At 41.8% G+C, this 16,548-nt stretch carries 14 protein-coding genes and 2 tRNA genes; 14 read left to right on the plus strand and 2 right to left on the minus strand.

The annotated features are described in order from the left end of the window. The first annotated feature begins 8 nt into the window (after positions 1-8). Complete coding sequence (gene cgtA, locus GTH24_RS01435) at positions 9-1,181, plus strand: Obg family GTPase CgtA (RefSeq protein WP_164525864.1); 1,173 nt, start codon at positions 9-11, stop codon at positions 1,179-1,181. A 73-nt stretch (positions 1,182-1,254) separates the two neighbouring features. On the opposite strand, the gene dacB is transcribed toward cgtA, so the two are convergent. Beyond that, the gene (dacB, locus tag GTH24_RS01440; protein WP_072069573.1) at positions 1,255-2,697 is read right to left on the minus strand and encodes a serine-type D-Ala-D-Ala carboxypeptidase; all 1,443 of its coding nucleotides are present in this window, start codon (positions 2,695-2,697) and stop codon (positions 1,255-1,257) included. Between the two features lie 408 nt (positions 2,698-3,105). Between dacB and greA the strand changes: the two genes are divergently transcribed. Then, positions 3,106-3,582, plus strand: coding sequence for a transcription elongation factor GreA (greA, locus tag GTH24_RS01445; RefSeq protein ID WP_072069572.1), 477 nt, complete (start codon positions 3,106-3,108; stop codon positions 3,580-3,582). A gap of 121 nt (positions 3,583-3,703) precedes the next feature. On the opposite strand, the gene yhbY is transcribed toward greA, so the two are convergent. Next, positions 3,704-3,997, minus strand: a complete 294-nt coding sequence (yhbY, locus tag GTH24_RS01450) for a ribosome assembly RNA-binding protein YhbY (RefSeq protein WP_036914752.1) — start codon at positions 3,995-3,997, stop codon at positions 3,704-3,706. A gap of 145 nt (positions 3,998-4,142) precedes the next feature. Between yhbY and rlmE the strand changes: the two genes are divergently transcribed. From rlmE to truB, 12 genes are all read left to right on the plus strand, one after another. Beyond that, the gene (gene rlmE / locus GTH24_RS01455) at positions 4,143-4,772 is read left to right on the plus strand and encodes a 23S rRNA (uridine(2552)-2'-O)-methyltransferase RlmE (RefSeq protein ID WP_036939360.1); all 630 of its coding nucleotides are present in this window, start codon (positions 4,143-4,145) and stop codon (positions 4,770-4,772) included. Positions 4,773-4,819: 47 nt separating this feature from the next. Next, entirely contained in the window at positions 4,820-6,766 is a 1,947-nt protein-coding gene (ftsH, locus tag GTH24_RS01460; RefSeq protein ID WP_072069571.1) for an ATP-dependent zinc metalloprotease FtsH, read from the plus strand. Positions 6,767-6,848: 82 nt separating this feature from the next. After that, complete coding sequence (gene folP / locus GTH24_RS01465) at positions 6,849-7,691, plus strand: dihydropteroate synthase (protein ID WP_164525865.1); 843 nt, start codon at positions 6,849-6,851, stop codon at positions 7,689-7,691. Further along, positions 7,688-9,025, plus strand: coding sequence for a phosphoglucosamine mutase (gene glmM, locus GTH24_RS01470; protein WP_109408500.1), 1,338 nt, complete (start codon positions 7,688-7,690; stop codon positions 9,023-9,025). The genes folP and glmM overlap by 4 nt, the downstream gene beginning before the upstream one ends. A gap of 165 nt (positions 9,026-9,190) precedes the next feature. After that, positions 9,191-9,535 (plus strand): preprotein translocase subunit SecG, encoded by a 345-nt coding sequence (gene secG / locus GTH24_RS01475; RefSeq protein ID WP_036914692.1) that lies wholly within the window; start codon positions 9,191-9,193, stop codon positions 9,533-9,535. Between the two features lie 59 nt (positions 9,536-9,594). Beyond that, a tRNA-Leu gene (locus GTH24_RS01480) sits at positions 9,595-9,684 on the plus strand. Positions 9,685-9,744: 60 nt separating this feature from the next. Then, positions 9,745-9,821: transfer RNA gene (locus GTH24_RS01485), tRNA-Met, on the plus strand. Between the two features lie 201 nt (positions 9,822-10,022). Beyond that, positions 10,023-10,475, plus strand: a complete 453-nt coding sequence (gene rimP / locus GTH24_RS01490) for a ribosome maturation factor RimP (RefSeq protein ID WP_072069568.1) — start codon at positions 10,023-10,025, stop codon at positions 10,473-10,475. 20 nt (positions 10,476-10,495) lie between these two features. Further along, positions 10,496-12,004 carry a transcription termination factor NusA gene (gene nusA / locus GTH24_RS01495; RefSeq protein WP_006535691.1) on the plus strand — a complete coding sequence of 503 codons (1,509 nt, stop codon included), beginning with the start codon at positions 10,496-10,498 and terminating at the stop codon, positions 12,002-12,004. A 22-nt stretch (positions 12,005-12,026) separates the two neighbouring features. After that, positions 12,027-14,783 carry a translation initiation factor IF-2 gene (gene infB, locus GTH24_RS01500; protein ID WP_072069567.1) on the plus strand — a complete coding sequence of 919 codons (2,757 nt, stop codon included), beginning with the start codon at positions 12,027-12,029 and terminating at the stop codon, positions 14,781-14,783. Between the two features lie 301 nt (positions 14,784-15,084). Further along, positions 15,085-15,486 (plus strand): 30S ribosome-binding factor RbfA, encoded by a 402-nt coding sequence (gene rbfA / locus GTH24_RS01505; RefSeq protein WP_072069566.1) that lies wholly within the window; start codon positions 15,085-15,087, stop codon positions 15,484-15,486. Beyond that, entirely contained in the window at positions 15,486-16,439 is a 954-nt protein-coding gene (gene truB / locus GTH24_RS01510) for a tRNA pseudouridine(55) synthase TruB (RefSeq protein ID WP_072069565.1), read from the plus strand. Before rbfA ends, truB begins: the two co-directional genes overlap by 1 nt. Positions 16,440-16,548: the final 109 nt, after the last annotated feature.

Genomic DNA, 16,548 nt, shown 5'->3' on the forward strand with positions numbered 1-16,548 from the left:
GTAAAATCATGAAATTTGTTGATGAGGCCAAGATCCTGATCGTCGCGGGCGATGGTGGTAACGGCTGTGTGAGCTTTCGTCGCGAAAAGTATATCCCTAATGGGGGACCAGACGGTGGTGATGGCGGTGATGGTGGTGATGTCTACATGATTGCAGACGAAAACCTCAACACTCTAATTGATTACCGTTTTACAAAATCTTATCGCGCAGAACGTGGTGAAAATGGTCACAGTCGTGACTGTACCGGTAAGCGTGGTCAAGACATTACAATTAGTGTTCCTGTTGGAACACGTGTCCGTGATTTAGCCACCAATGAAATTATTGCTGACTTAACTGTTCACGGCCAAAAACAGATGGTCGCTAAAGGCGGCTTTCACGGTTTAGGTAATACTCGCTTTAAATCTTCGGTTAACCGTGCTCCACGCCAACGTACTATGGGTACTCCGGGTGAATCTCGAGAAGTTCTCTTAGAGCTAATGTTATTAGCCGATGTTGGTATGCTAGGTATGCCGAATGCGGGTAAATCAACGTTTATTCGTGCAGTATCAGCAGCAAAACCTAAAGTTGCCGATTATCCTTTTACCACCTTAGTACCGAGCTTAGGTGTGGTGCGTATGGATAATCATCAAAGCTTTGTTGTTGCTGATATTCCTGGGTTAATCGAAGGTGCTGCTGATGGTGCAGGTCTTGGGATCCAATTCTTAAAACACTTAGAACGCTGTCGTGTGTTATTACACTTGATCGATATCGATCCTATTGATGGATCAGATCCTGTTGAGAACGCGCAAATTATTGTCTCTGAATTAGAGAAATACAGCGAAAAATTAGCACAAAAACCACGTTGGTTAGTATTCAATAAAGTGGATCTTCTTGATGCCGAAGAAGCAAAAGAGAAGGCAAAAGCGATTGTTGAAGCACTGGGTTGGGATGAAAACTATTACATGATAGCGGCCATTAACCAAGACGGTGTGAAAAAACTTTGCTGGAATATCATGGAATTCCTGAACGTAACACCACGTGAGCAAGATTTAGTGGCGACAGTTGCAGAGCCAGGAAAAGTTGACTTTATGTGGGATGATTACCACAAAGAACAGCTTGAAAACCCTGATTTTGAAGAAGAAGATGATGATGATTGGGATGAAGAAGATGATGATGGTATAGAATTTATCTACCAACGTTAATTATCATTATTATCATGAAAAAATAAAAAACGCCTGACTAATCAGGCGTTTTCTTTTATCTGATATTATAAACTTAACGGTTATTATACATATCTTTATACAGATTAGTTTCAAAACGTACTAAATAGGCGCGCCCTGCATTACGATTTTGCGTTGGTGGTGAATATGCTGAGATATACTGAACAAAAGCAACTTTTTGCCCATTAGCTGTCGTCATAAAGCCTGCAAGATTATAGACCCCTTTTAGAGAACCCGTTTTGGCAGAAACTTTGCCATCGACACCCGCTTCATGAAAACCACCACGGTATTGTAATGTTCCATCATGCCCAGAGAGGGGAAGCATAGTAATAAAGTTGAGTTCACTGTCATGTTGGCCAATATATTGAAGGACTTGCATCATTATTGCAGGTGAAATGAGGTTATGGCGAGAAAGGCCTGAACCATCAACCATTACTGTATTACCTAAGTCAATTCCTGCTTTTTGTTTTAAAATCGTACGAGTTGCTTCCGCGCCTGAACGCCACGTTCCTGCAACACCGTAATATTCACGTCCAATGGTTCTAAATACAGTGTCTGCAATCATATTGTCAGACTCTTTTAACATTGTAGTGAGCAAATTATGTAGAGGCTTAGATTGTGTTTGTGCTAATACAGTAACAGGTGCTTTAACGTAAGAGCGACGTTTTATATAACCATCAAGTTCAATATTGGCTCTTTGTAACTCTTCTTTTAAAATTGTGCCTGCCCAATGCGCACCGTCTTGAATAGAAAACATTAAAGGCACTGCATCGTCACGTTTAGGAATACATCCTGTTATCACATAGGTATTTAAATCACGGACAGTGACATCTAATTCGCAAAAACGTGTGCGAGTTGAGCCTTTCTCATAGGTTTCAACTTCGCTTAAAACGGTAACTGGGTAAAATGAAGCTTTGCGTATTGTTGCAATATCGCCATCTTTATTGCCACTTTGCAATAAGACAGAAAAACAGTTTTTATCAACAATTGCGGCACTAGGTGGTGCACTAAAACATTGAGTCATATCATTCCAAACCCAACCTGGCGCTTTGTCATGACTCGAAAAAGCAGAAGTATCAATCAGTAAATCGCCATGAACTTTAGTGACGCCGGATTGTTTTAATACAGCGACCATTCCTCTTAACTGTTGGCGAGTTAATGTTGGATCACCGCTGAAACGAAAGATCAAATCTCCATTGAGTTGATCATTTTTTATTTTGCCTTCCGTCTCCATTGTTGTGGTGAATTGGTAATCACCCCCTAATTGAAGTAATGCAGCCAAGGCTGTAACTACTTTTTGAGTACTGGCAGGAAGAGCTAATTGATCTGCATGATAATTGAGATTAGGAGAAGCTGCGCCCACAGGCTGGGTAATCAAACCCACTTGTGTTCCTTCAGGAAGAAGGGATGTATAGTTTTCAACGGGTATTGCTTGGGTTGAAAAACTGATGATACTTAATGTGTAAAGTATCCGTCGAAATGTTGATAATAAGCGCATAATTTCTCTGTCCGTGACTATAGCGTACAAACGTTACAGTATTGATTGCCAGAGGCTAATACTAAAGGGCAATGAGGGCAAAAGTAAACGATATAACGAGTGATTACTGCATTATCAGAAAATATCTGTTTATTGATTTATAAAGAGAGATAAGGCGTGAAGCAATGCGTCTGTTGTGTTAGATTTAGTTTTAGGTCTGGGGGCTAAGTTTGCTTCCCAACAGCATGAATAAGGGAATAAACGTCTTTCCTTATTCACCGAATATATGTAGAGACAGGCCCAATTTAAGGTTGCCTGTGTCTTTTTTTGTCTTGAGAAGAGTAAATAGATCCTTTTCTCTGTGTTGTTAGTATAAAAAATCAGGATGATACCTATTTTTTATTAGGAATAGTATTGAGGTATTAACACATGAATCAGATCCCTATGACCGTTCTTGGTGCGGAAAAACTACGCGAAGAGCTGGAATATTTAAAAAGTGTTCGTCGTCCCGAAATTATCGCGGCTATTGCAGAGGCGCGTGAGCACGGAGACTTAAAAGAAAACGCAGAATATCATGCAGCAAGAGAGCAACAAGGTTTCTGTGAAGGGCGAGTACAAGAAATTGAAGCAAAATTATCAAATGCTCAGGTTATTGATATTACTAAGATGAATAACAATGGCCGTATTATTTTTGGTTCAACAGTGACATTGTTAAATGTTGAAACTGAAGAAGAGCAGACCTACCGCATCGTGGGTGATGATGAAGCAAACATTAAAGTTAACTTAATCTCTGTAAATTCACCGATTGCGCGTGGATTAATTGGTAAAGAGTTAGATGATGTTGTCGTTATCACAACACCGGGTGGACAAGTTGAGTACGAAGTTTTAAACGTAGAATACATTTAATTTATAATTTTACGTTTCTATAGAAAACTAGGTCGCTATCCTGTGGTAATATAAAAAAGGCCTTAAAAGGCCTTTTTTGCCATAGAGTTACTTATGGCATTTTTATATAAAAATACAAGTATTATTTCGGTAAAATAATCTTGCGTGCTTCTGAAGGACGATAAAGAACAAGAATTTTTCCGATTACTTGTACATTCTGTGCACCGCTTTCGCGTACAATCGCTGCAACGATCAAGTTTTTAACATCTCGATCTTCGCCTGCGATTTTGACTTTGATAAGCTCATGGTGTGCCAGAGCGAGTTCAATTTCTGCAAGAACGCCTTCAGTCAACCCGTTGTTACCAATCATAACGACTGGATTCAGGTGATGAGCGAGCCCTTTCAGGTGTTGAATTTGTTTTTTGTTAAGAGTCATCATTAATTTTTGCTTTGTTGGGATTGAAAACACACTATTCTAACGCCATCTCTCACTTATCACCATAAAATGTCGTTAAGACGAGGTTAAATGAGTGAAAGAGTAAAAATTTTGATAGCTAAGTGTATGATAGTTGGAAAACGCAATGGCCAATAAGAAACGTTCTGCAAGCTCTAGCCGCTGGTTACAAGAACATTTTAGTGATAAATATGTTCAGCAAGCAAAGAAAAAAGGGTTTCGCTCTCGTGCTTGGTTTAAACTGGAAGAAATTCAGCAAAGTGACAATATTTTTAAACCAGGTATGACCGTTGTCGATTTAGGAGCAGCCCCAGGTGGGTGGTCTCAATATGTTGTACAGCAGTTAGGAAGTAAAGGTCGAATCATCGCATGTGACCTTTTGCCTATGGATCCTATCGTCGGAGTCGATTTCCTTCAAGGCGATTTTCGTGATGAACTTGTGTTGAAGGCATTGCTTGATAGAGTAGGTGAAAATAAAGTCCAGGTTGTCATGTCTGACATGGCTCCAAACATGAGCGGTACACCCGCGGTCGATATTCCTCGATCCATGTATTTAGTAGAGTTAGCACTTGATATGTGTCGTGATGTACTGGCTCCCGGGGGAAGTTTTATTGTCAAGGTGTTTCAGGGAGAAGGCTTTGATGAGTACCTGGGGCAAATACGCTCCCTGTTTACGAAAGTGAAAGTTCGTAAACCAGACGCTTCGCGGTCTCGTTCTCGTGAGGTATATATTGTAGCCACAGGGCGTAAACTTTAGTACCCTAAAGCTATTTGTTAACACAGTTGTAATATGAGGTTAATCCCTTGAGTGACATGGCGAAAAACCTGATCCTCTGGCTAGTTATTGCAGTCGTTTTGATGTCATTATTCCAGAGCTTCGGACCCAGCGATTCGAATAGTCGTAAGGTGGATTACTCTACCTTTATCAATGAGTTAACTAATAACCAATTACGCGAGGTCAGCATAAGTGGTTATGATATTAATGTAACTAAAACAGATAACTCAAAGTACAGCACGTATATGCCTATGCGTGATGATAACCTGCTGACCACTTTAATGAACCGTAATGTAAAAGTAACGGGTGAACCACTTGAAGGTCAAAGCCTTCTGACTCAAATTTTTGTGTCTTGGTTCCCAATGCTATTACTTATTGGTCTTTGGATTTTCTTTATGCGCCAAATGCAAGGTGGTGGCGGTAAAGGTGCGATGTCTTTCGGTAAAAGTAAGGCTCGCATGTTGACAGAAGACCAAATCAAAACAACCTTTGCTGATGTTGCTGGTTGTGATGAAGCAAAAGAAGAAGTAAGCGAATTAGTTGAATATTTACGTGATCCAGGTCGTTTCCAGAAATTAGGAGGTAAAATCCCTAAAGGTATTCTGATGGTGGGGCCTCCTGGTACAGGTAAAACGTTATTAGCGAAAGCCATTGCAGGCGAAGCAAAAGTTCCATTCTTCACCATTTCAGGTTCTGATTTCGTTGAAATGTTTGTGGGTGTTGGTGCTTCACGTGTTCGTGACATGTTCGAACAAGCTAAAAAAACCGCGCCTTGTATTATCTTTATCGATGAAATAGATGCCGTAGGGCGTCAGCGTGGTGCTGGTTTAGGTGGTGGTCATGATGAACGTGAGCAAACACTGAACCAAATGCTTGTTGAAATGGATGGGTTTGAAGGAAATGAAGGGATTATCGTTATTGCGGCAACTAACCGCCCTGACGTTTTAGACCCTGCGTTACTCCGTCCAGGCCGTTTTGACCGTCAAGTGGTTGTAGGGTTACCTGATGTTCGTGGACGTGAACAAATTCTTAAAGTCCATATGCGTCGCGTACCTTTATCGCCAGATGTTGATCCTGCAATTTTAGCACGCGGTACACCAGGTTTCTCTGGTGCAGACTTAGCTAACTTAGTTAATGAGGCTGCTTTGTTTGCTGCTCGCGGTAATAAACGTGTTGTTTCAATGGTCGAGTTTGAGAAAGCAAAAGATAAGATAATGATGGGTGCTGAACGTCGTTCCATGGTGATGACGGAAGAACAAAAAGCATCAACAGCTTATCATGAAGCCGGTCATGCGATTATTGGACGTTTAGTACCAGAACATGATCCTGTGCATAAAGTGACGATTATTCCTCGCGGACGTGCATTAGGTGTGACTTTCTTCTTACCTGAGGGTGACCAAATCAGTGCTAGCCGTCAGAAATTAGAAAGCCAAATTTCAACACTGTATGGTGGACGCTTAGCAGAAGAAATCATTTATGGTGTTGAACATGTTTCTACAGGCGCATCTAACGACATTAAAGTAGCAACAAATATTGCACGTAACATGGTGACACAGTGGGGCTTCTCTGAAAAATTAGGGCCATTACTGTACGCAGAAGAAGATGGTGAAGTATTCTTAGGTCGTTCTGTTGCGAAAGCGCAGCATATGTCTGATGAAACTGCTCGTACTATTGATGAAGAAATTAAAGCTATTGTTGATCGTAACTACGTTCGTGCTCGTCAGATCTTAATGGATAATCTTGATATTCTTCATTCAATGAAAGATGCACTGATGACTTATGAAACTATCGATGCGCCTCAAATTGATGATTTGATGAATCGTCGTGATGTTCGCCCACCTGCTGGTTGGGAAGGCAATAATGGCAATAGTAATGCAACAACTACAGCCCAGCCGACACAAACGCATGTGGCAAGTGAGCCAAAAGATAAGCCTGAGTCAGAAAGTGATACGCCTTCTGATAAAAATACTCACTAATCCTCATTGGGTTATACATATTGAGTAAGCTATAAATACAAACCCCAGGTTTCTGGGGTTTTTTTATGAAGGTATCAATGAAATGAAATTAATTGCTAGAGGAAGAGAACTTAATTTATCAACACCTCAAGTTATGGGGATTTTGAATGTCACTCCGGATTCTTTCTCTGATGGTGGCACTCATAATTCACTTAATGATGCGGTTAACCACGCAGCAAAATTAATTGCTGAAGGGGCTTCTATCATCGATATAGGTGGTGAATCGACAAGACCAGGCGCAAATGATGTCTCTATAGATGAAGAGTTACAGCGTGTTGTTCCTGTTGTTGAAGCTATTTGTCAGCGTTTTGATGTTTGGATTTCTGTTGATACATCCAAAGCTCAAGTGATTACTGAATCGGCAAATGTAGGGGCTTCAATTATCAATGATATTCGCTCTTTACAAGAACCAGGAGCGCTTGAAGCCGCAGCTAAAACGGGTTTACCTGTGTGTATTATGCATATGCAAGGCGACCCTAAAACTATGCAACAATCACCACATTATGAGAATGTGATGATAGATGTGGATTGTTTTTTACGAGAAAATATTCAACGTTGCGTTGATGCTGGTATTGAAAAAAATCAAATTATTCTTGATCCAGGGTTCGGCTTTGGTAAGAATTTAGCGCATAATTACCAATTATTAGCACACTTAAGTGAACTTCATCACTTTGGTCTACCTATACTTGCTGGGATGTCACGCAAATCAATGGTTGGACAACTATTGAATGTGCCACCACAAGAGCGTGTTGCTGGTAGCGTGGCCTGTGCTGTCATTGCGGCAATGCAAGGCGCACAAATTATTCGTGTACACGATGTTAAAGAGACAGTTGATGCGATGAAAGTCGTACAAGCGACTCTTTCTGCAAAGGAAAATAATGAATGAGCGAACGTAAATACTTTGGAACAGATGGTATCCGTGGAAAAGTAGGTGATAGTCCAATTACACCTGATTTTGTATTAAAACTGGGTTGGGCTGCGGGCAAAGTATTAGCACGTCATGGCTCTCGTAAAATCATTATTGGTAAAGACACTCGAATTTCAGGCTATATGCTGGAGTCTGCATTAGAAGCAGGTTTAGCCGCAGCGGGATTATCAGCTTCATTTACGGGGCCAATGCCAACACCTGCGGTTGCTTATTTAACACGTACATTTCGTGCTGAAGCAGGGATTGTGATTTCAGCTTCTCATAACCCTTATTACGATAATGGGATCAAATTCTTCTCTATTGATGGCACAAAATTACCAGATGAAGTAGAAGAAGCCATTGAAGCCGAAATGGAAAAGCCAATTACTTGTGTCGAATCAGCAGAGTTGGGTCGAGCAAATCGTATCGTGGATGCGGCAGGTCGTTATATTGAATTTTGTAAAGGCACCTTCCCTAACGAAAATAACCTAAATGGCTTAAAAGTGGTTGTTGATTGCGCACATGGTGCAACATACCACATTGCACCTAATGTATTTCGTGAATTAGGCGCAGAAGTTATTACGATTGGTTGTGAACCAACAGGTATTAATATAAATGCTGAATGCGGTGCAACCGATGTTCGTATGTTGCAACAACGTGTACTTGAAGAAGGTGCAGACGTTGGTTTAGCATTCGATGGTGATGGTGACCGTATTATTATGGTTGACCATCAAGGCTTAAAAGTTGATGGTGACCAAATTCTCTATATTATTGCGAGAGAAGCGTTGCGCCAAGGCCAATTACGTGGTGGTGCCGTTGGTACACTGATGAGTAATATGGGATTGGAAATTGCACTTAAACAACTAGGTATTCCTTTTGTACGAGCTAAAGTGGGTGACCGCTATGTGCTTGAAAAATTACAAGAGAAAGGTTGGCGTTTAGGTGCTGAAAACTCAGGTCATATTATTTTATTGGATAAAACGACGACGGGTGACGGTATTGTTGCAGGCTTACAAGTTTTAAGTGCAATGGTTCGTAACCATATGAGTTTGCATGATTTATGCAGCGGCATGAAACTATTACCTCAAATTTTAGTGAATGTTCGCTTCACTGGAAGTCATGATCCATTACAAACACCTGAAGTTCAGAAAGTCGCTAAAGCGGTTGAAGAAGAACTTGCAGGTAAAGGACGTGTACTGTTACGTAAATCAGGCACAGAGCCTTTAATTCGAGTGATGGTTGAAGGCGAAAATGAAGAACAAGTTACAGCGATGGCTAATCGTATTGCCGACGCTGTGAAGCATGTAGGCTAATTGATGATTTTTTCTTCAATCAATCACTTTGTCGCAAAATAACCTTGCTTGTCAGTTCAGCTTTGGTTAGTATTCACACCCGCTTAGTAAGGTCTTGAACTAAAGCGGGTGAAGCAATCGAAGGTTATCGTTAATACGATAAGTTCCATAGAAAAGGTAACGCAAATGTATACGGCACTCATTGTTATTCTTATCATTGTAGCAACAGGGCTAGTTGGTCTGATCCTGTTACAGCAGGGTAAAGGTGCTGATATGGGCGCTTCTTTTGGTGCAGGTGCTTCCGGTACAGTATTTGGTTCAAGCGGTTCAGCTAATTTTATGACCCGTATGACCGCTGTTTTAGCGACAGCTTTTATTGTACTTGCCCTTATTTTAGGTAATCTAAGTGCCAATAAAACTGTGCGTGAAGACAGCAAATGGATGTCTATCGAGCAGACTACAGAAGAAGCTAAAAAAGCTGAGCAATTAGCAGCGCCTGTAGCGCCAGCAAATACAGATATTCCGCAGTAAACTAAGTAAATATTTAAATGAGATTGTTAATATTTACGCAATAACAGTCTCATTAAAGTGCCGAGGTGGTGAAATTGGTATACACGCTACCTTGAGGTGGTAGTGCCTATAAAACGGGCGTACGGGTTCAAGTCCCGTTCTCGGCACCATTATTCCAGATAGCTTGCGTTTTGCTTGTTATCAGCGTAAAATTTGCCACGTTTTTCGAACGCGGGGTGGAGCAGCTTGGTAGCTCGTCGGGCTCATAACCCGAAGGTCGTCGGTTCAAATCCGGCCCCCGCAACCACTTCTAATAATACAGCACTTTTCTCATTAATCATCTTTTGAACCGATTATGATCCTGAGTGGAATGTGCTGTAAGAAGAGGTTATTCTCGAATGGCAAGTTACAGGGTCCAGTTGCATAAAGCCCCGAATTTCGGGGTTTTTTGTTATCAGAGAATAGAATACTGGGCTATAGGCCCTTTTTTTATGCCTTGGGGGTGGGTTTGTCCACATTAGAGCAAAAATTAACAGCGATGATTTCAGCACCAGTAGAAGCATTAGGCTTTGAATTTGTCGGTCTTGAGTTTATTCGTGGCCGAGAATCAACATTGCGCATCTATATTGATAGTGAAGACGGTATCACTGTTGATGATTGTGCTGATGTCAGCCACCAGGTCAGTGCTGTACTGGATGTTGAAGATCCAATTCAAACAGTTTATAACCTTGAGATTTCTTCTCCTGGTTTAGAACGACCTTTATTCACTGCAACGCATTATGAGCAATTTATCGGTGAAGAAGCCGCTATCGTATTACGAATTGCAATGCAAAACCGCCGTAAATGGCAGGGCATTATTAAGTCTGTCGCTGGCGAAATGATCACGGTTACTGTGGATGGTAAAGACGAAGTGTTCGCACTGAGCAACATCCAGAAAGCTAACCTGGTACCCCACTTTTAAGTTTTGAAGAGGCAACTAGGATGAACAAAGAGATTCTGGCTGTTGTGGAAGCGGTCTCTAACGAAAAATCTCTTCCTCGTGAAAAGATTTTTGAAGCACTGGAAACCGCACTAGCGACAGCAACTAAGAAAAAATACGAGCAAGAAATTGATGTTCGCGTATGTATCGACCGTAAAACCGGTGACTTTGATACATTCCGTCGTTGGGTCGCTGTAGATGAAGTGACTCAGCCTACTCGTGAAATTACACTTGAAGCTGCTCAATATGAAGATCCTAGTATCGAACTAGGTGGTTATATTGAAGATCAGATTGAATCAGTTACTTTCGACCGTATAACAACACAAACTGCAAAACAAGTTATCGTACAAAAAGTACGTGAAGCTGAAAGAGCGATGGTTGTTGATCAATTCCGCGAACAATTAGGCGAAATTATCACGGGTGTTGTGAAGAAAGTAAACCGTGAAAACATCACCTTAGACTTAGGAAATAACGCAGAAGCTGTTATTTTACGCGAAGATATGTTGCCGCGTGAAAACTTCCGTCCAGGCGACCGTTTACGCGGTGTATTATACGATGTACGTACAGAAACTCGTGGTGCACAACTTTTCGTGACGCGTTCTCGCCCTGAAATGCTGGTTGAACTTTTCCGCATTGAAGTGCCAGAAATTGGCGAAGAAATCATTGAAATTAAAGCTGCAGCGCGTGATCCAGGTTCTCGTGCCAAAATCGCAGTAAAAACTAACGACAAGCGTATTGACCCAGTGGGTGCTTGTGTTGGTATGCGTGGCGCACGTGTACAAGCCGTTTCCAGTGAACTGGGCGGCGAGCGAATTGATATTGTTTTATGGGATGATAATCCTGCACAATTCGTGATTAATGCAATGGCTCCGGCAGATGTTGCTTCTATTGTTGTCGATGAAGACAAATGTACAATGGATGTTGCAGTTGAAAGCAGTAACCTTGCTCAGGCTATTGGCCGTAATGGTCAAAACGTACGTCTGGCAGCTCAGTTACTGAAAAAACATCGTGGTGATGACAAGTGGGAATTAAACGTCATGACTGCTGATGAACTGAATGCGAAACATCAGGCAGAAGCAAACGCAGCCATTGAAATATTTACTAAGCATCTCGACATTGATGAAGACTTCGCAACTGTTTTAGTTGAAGAAGGTTTCTCTACCCTTGAAGAGTTAGTTTATGTGCCAATCAGTGAACTGCTGGCTATTGACGGATTAGATGAAGACACCGTTGAAGCTCTACGTGAAAGAGCAAAAGCAGCACTAACAACGATTGAATTGGCTCAAAAAGAAAGCCTAGGCGATAACCAGCCAGCCGAGGACTTATTAGCTCTCGAAGGCTTGGAGCGCTCTTTAGCATTTGATCTAGCTGCCCGTGGTATCTGCACACTGGAAGATCTTGCCGAACAGGGTATCGACGACCTAACTGATATTGAAGGTTTAAATAGTGAGCGCGCAGGCGAACTCATTATGGCCGCACGTAATATCTGCTGGTTTGGGAATGATGCGTAACAACTGAGCAGGAAGGAACAGAATGACAGATGAAACAGTAAAATCACTGGCAGAAGAGATTCAGACACCGGTTGAACGTTTGGTACAGCAGTTTGCTGATGCCGGTATTAAGAAGACCGTCTCTGATTCTGTCTCCCAAAAAGAGAAAGAAACCTTACTGGCTTGGTTGAATCGTGATAAAGACGTATCAACCAACCAACCAGAAAAGTTAACGTTACAACGTAAAGTGCGTAGTACGTTAAGTGTTCCTGGTACAGGTGGCAAAAGTAAATCAGTAGCCATCGAAGTCCGCAAAAAACGCACTTATGTGAACCGTGACGCCGTTGAAAAAGCGCAAGCGGATGAGCAAGCCCAGCGTGAAGCGGAAGAAAAGGCGCATCGCGAAGCCGAAGAAAAAGCCCAGCGCGAAGCACAAGAGAAAGCACAGCGCGAAGCTGAAGAAAAAGCAAAACGTGAAGCTGAAAAGGCAAAGAAAGACGCCGAAGAAAAAGCGAAACGTGAAGCTGAAGAAGCAAAACGTGAAGCAGCGGAATTAGCTAAGCGCGAAGCAGCGGAAAAAGATAAAGTGAAACAAAACGATAAACCAAAAGCTGATAAAGCAGCAGATCAGGAAAAAGCACGTCGCAATGCTGAACAGGCTGAACTGAAGCGTAAAACGGAAGAAGCACAGCGCCGTAAAGCGGAAGAAGAAGCACGAGTTGCAGCAGAAAAAGCACGTCTTTTAGCTGAAGAGAATGCTGAAAAATGGACTGCTGAACCTAAAGCACCAGAAACTGAAGGCTCAGACTATCATGTAACAACATCACGTTATGCTCGTGATGCAGAAGATGAAAGTGATGCTGAAGTTGAAGGTGGCCGTGGTCGTGGTCGCAATGCTAAGGCTCCTCGTCCTAAGAAAAACAACCGCCATTCTGAAAAAGCAGATCGTGAAGAAGCACGTGCTGCTGGCCGTACTAACAAGAAAGGTAAACGTAAAGGTAGCTCATTACAACAAGGCTTCAATAAGCCAGCCGCTGTTGTAAACCGTGATGTTATTATCGGTGAGACTATTTCTGTTGCTGAACTTGCTAACAAAATGGCAGTAAAAGGGTCTGAAGTTATCAAAACCATGATGAAAATGGGTGCTATGGCAACCATTAACCAGGTTTTAGACCAAGAAACTGCACAGCTTGTTGCTGAAGAAATGGGCCACAAAGTTATCTTACGTCGTGAAAACGAGTTAGAAGAACAAGTCATGAGTGATCGTGATACTGGTGAAGAAAGTGCCGTATCTCGTGCGCCAGTTGTGACTATCATGGGTCACGTTGACCACGGTAAAACATCATTACTGGACTACATTCGTTCAACAAAAGTTGCATCAGGCGAAGCGGGTGGTATCACCCAGCATATCGGTGCTTATCACGTTAAAACAGATAAAGGTGAAATCACCTTCCTGGATACTCCAGGCCACGCCGCGTTTACATCAATGCGTGCTCGTGGTGCTCAGGTAACGGATATCGTTGTTCTGGTTGTTGCAGCTGATGATGGTGTGATGCCTCAGACAATCGAAGCTATTCAACACGCAAAAGCTGCAAACGTACCTGTTGTTGTTGCTGTGAACAAAATCGATAAACACGAAGCTGATCCTGACCGCGTGAAAACTGAACTGTCTCAATATGGCATCCTGCCAGAAGAGTGGGGTGGTGAAACTCAGTTTATGCACGTATCTGCAAAACAAGGTTTAGGTATTGACGAATTGCTAGATGCGATTCTTTTACAAGCTGAAGTTCTTGAACTGAAAGCAGTTAAAGAAGGTATGGCAAGCGGTGTTGTTATCGAATCTTATCTCGATAAAGGCCGTGGCCCTGTGGCAACTATCCTTGTTCGTGAAGGTACACTGAATAAAGGCGATATCGTTCTTTGTGGTTTCGAATACGGTCGTATTCGTGCAATGCGTAACGAATTAGGCCAAGACGTTCAATCTGCTGGCCCATCAATGCCAGTTGAGATTTTAGGTCTGTCTAACGTTCCTTCAGCAGGTGATGAAGCAACAGTTGTTCGTGATGAGAAGAAAGCGCGTGAAGTTGCATTATATCGTCAAGGTAAATTCCGCGATGTTAAACTGGCTCGTCAGCAAAAATCTAAACTGGAAAACATGTTTGCTAACATGGAAGAAGGTAAAACCTCTGAACTGAACATCGTTCTGAAAACAGACGTTCAAGGTACTTGTGAAGCGATTACTGATGCATTAGTTAAACTGTCTACTAACGAAGTTAAACTGAAAATTATCGGTTCTGGCGTAGGTGGTATTACCGAAACTGACGCAACATTAGCGGCTGCTTCTAACGCAATTATTCTTGGTTTCAACGTTCGTGCAGATGCATCTGCTCGCCGTATCATTGAACAAGAAAGTGTTGATTTACGTTACTACTCCGTCATTTATAGCCTGATTGACGAAATCAAACTGGCAATGAGTGGTATGTTGGCACCTGAATATAAACAAGAAATCATGGGTCTTGCAGAAGTCCGTGATGTGTTTAAATCACCAAAATTCGGCGCAATTGCGGGCTGTATGGTGGTTGAAGGTAACATCAAACGTAATAATCCAATTCGTGTTCTACGTGATAACGTGGTTATCTACGAAGGCGAACTTGAGTCATTACGTCGCTTTAAAGATGATGTCAACGAAGTGCGTAACGGCATGGAATGTGGTATCGGTGTGAAAAACTACAATGATGTTCGTGTTGGCGACATGATTGAAGTCTTCCAAGTTATCGAAATCAAACGTTCTATTGATTAATCTAGTACGTCTTGTTTTAAAAGGGAGCTTAACGGCTCCCTTCTTATTCCCTTCTTTGCTGTATTCTCTTTTATTTTCCTCTTCATTTTTCAACATAACCGAAATAGATTGGCTTTCAGTAATTTATGAAAGTGAGATAACAGGGTAAAATAGCAACAAAGAAACATTTTATTTCTAAAGAAAGAAATCAGAGAAAGCGGTTGTTAAATACCACTTCATGTATACTCTTTAGATATCATTGATTTTAGATCTGAATTAATAGTGACAATCAGGGCGTACCCTATTGTCAGGGAGAGATAAAATGGCAAGAGATTTTAGCCGTAGTCAGCGTGTTTCTCAGGAAATGCAAAAAGAAATCGCCATCATTCTACAGCGTGAAGTGAAAGATCCACGTATTGGAATGGCCACTGTATCTGGCGTTGAAATTTCTCGCGATTTGGCTTATGCCAAAGTGTTCGTCACCTTCTTGAACTTATCTGGTGGTGAAAAAAGCGAAGAAGAGATGGTTGATGATGGCTTAACTGCCTTGAATGAAGCGGCAGGCTTTATTCGTTCATTATTAGGTAAAGCAATGCGTTTACGTATTGTGCCAGAACTGACATTTGCATATGACAACTCATTAGTTGAAGGTATGCGCATGTCTAATTTAGTTTCTAATGTCGTTAAAAACGACGAAGAGCGTCGTCATAAAGAGGAAGAATAATGGGGCGTCGTCGTAAGGGGCGTGAGATTAACGGCGTATTGCTACTCGATAAACCCCAAGATATTTCCTCTAACGACGCACTCCAAAAAGTCCGCCGTATGTATAATGCCAGTAAGGCCGGACATACGGGGGCATTGGACCCTTTAGCAACAGGTATGCTGCCTATTTGTTTAGGTGAAGCAACGAAGTTTTCGCAGTTTCTATTGGATTCGGATAAGCGTTATCGTGTTATTGCCCGCTTAGGCCAACGAACAGATACTTCTGATGCGCATGGTGAAGTTATCCAAGAGCGCCCAGTGCAATTTACGCAACAAGCTTTAGACGATGCCTTAGAGAGCTTTCGTGGTGAAACATTGCAGGTTCCTTCAATGTACTCTGCTTTAAAGCATCAAGGTAAACCGCTTTATGAATATGCAAGACAAGGCATAGAAGTTGAGCGAGAAGCAAGACCGATTACTGTTTATGAACTTCAGTTTATTCGCTGGGAAGGTGACGAATTAGAACTAGAAATTCATTGTTCTAAAGGAACGTATATCCGTACTATCATTGATGATCTCGGTGAGAAATTACAATGTGGTGCCCACGTTATTTTCTTACGCCGGTTAGAAGTTGCAGATTATCCTAAAGAGCGAATGGTAACGTTAGAGCAATTAAGAGCGATGATAGAAAATGCACAAACTGCACAAGAAGATCCTTTCATAGCACTTGATGCACTGTTATTGCCTATGGATACCGCTGTTGCCCATTTTCCTGTCGTGAATTTAACCACAATTATAGCGGGTTATCTCAAGCTGGGGCAGCCTGTTCGCGTTAATCATGATATCAATGAAGGCGAATGGGTGAGAGTAACTGAAGGTGATGAAAAAAAATTCATTGCTCTTGCTATCATTAAAGATGGCCTAGTTGCTCCGAAAAGAGTCGTTGTAGACTATAGCGCACAAGATAACACTTAATAGCAATCTTGCGCTAAAAGTGTTTGAAGCGTAGAATAATGCGGCTATCTGTTTAGGTGGCTGAGTTGGGTAGCTGAATTAGAGATTGGCTACCCTAAAAATTTTAATT

The sequence above is a fragment of the Proteus vulgaris genome (assembly GCF_011045815.1).
Classification (GTDB): Bacteria; Pseudomonadota; Gammaproteobacteria; order Enterobacterales; family Enterobacteriaceae; genus Proteus; species Proteus vulgaris_B.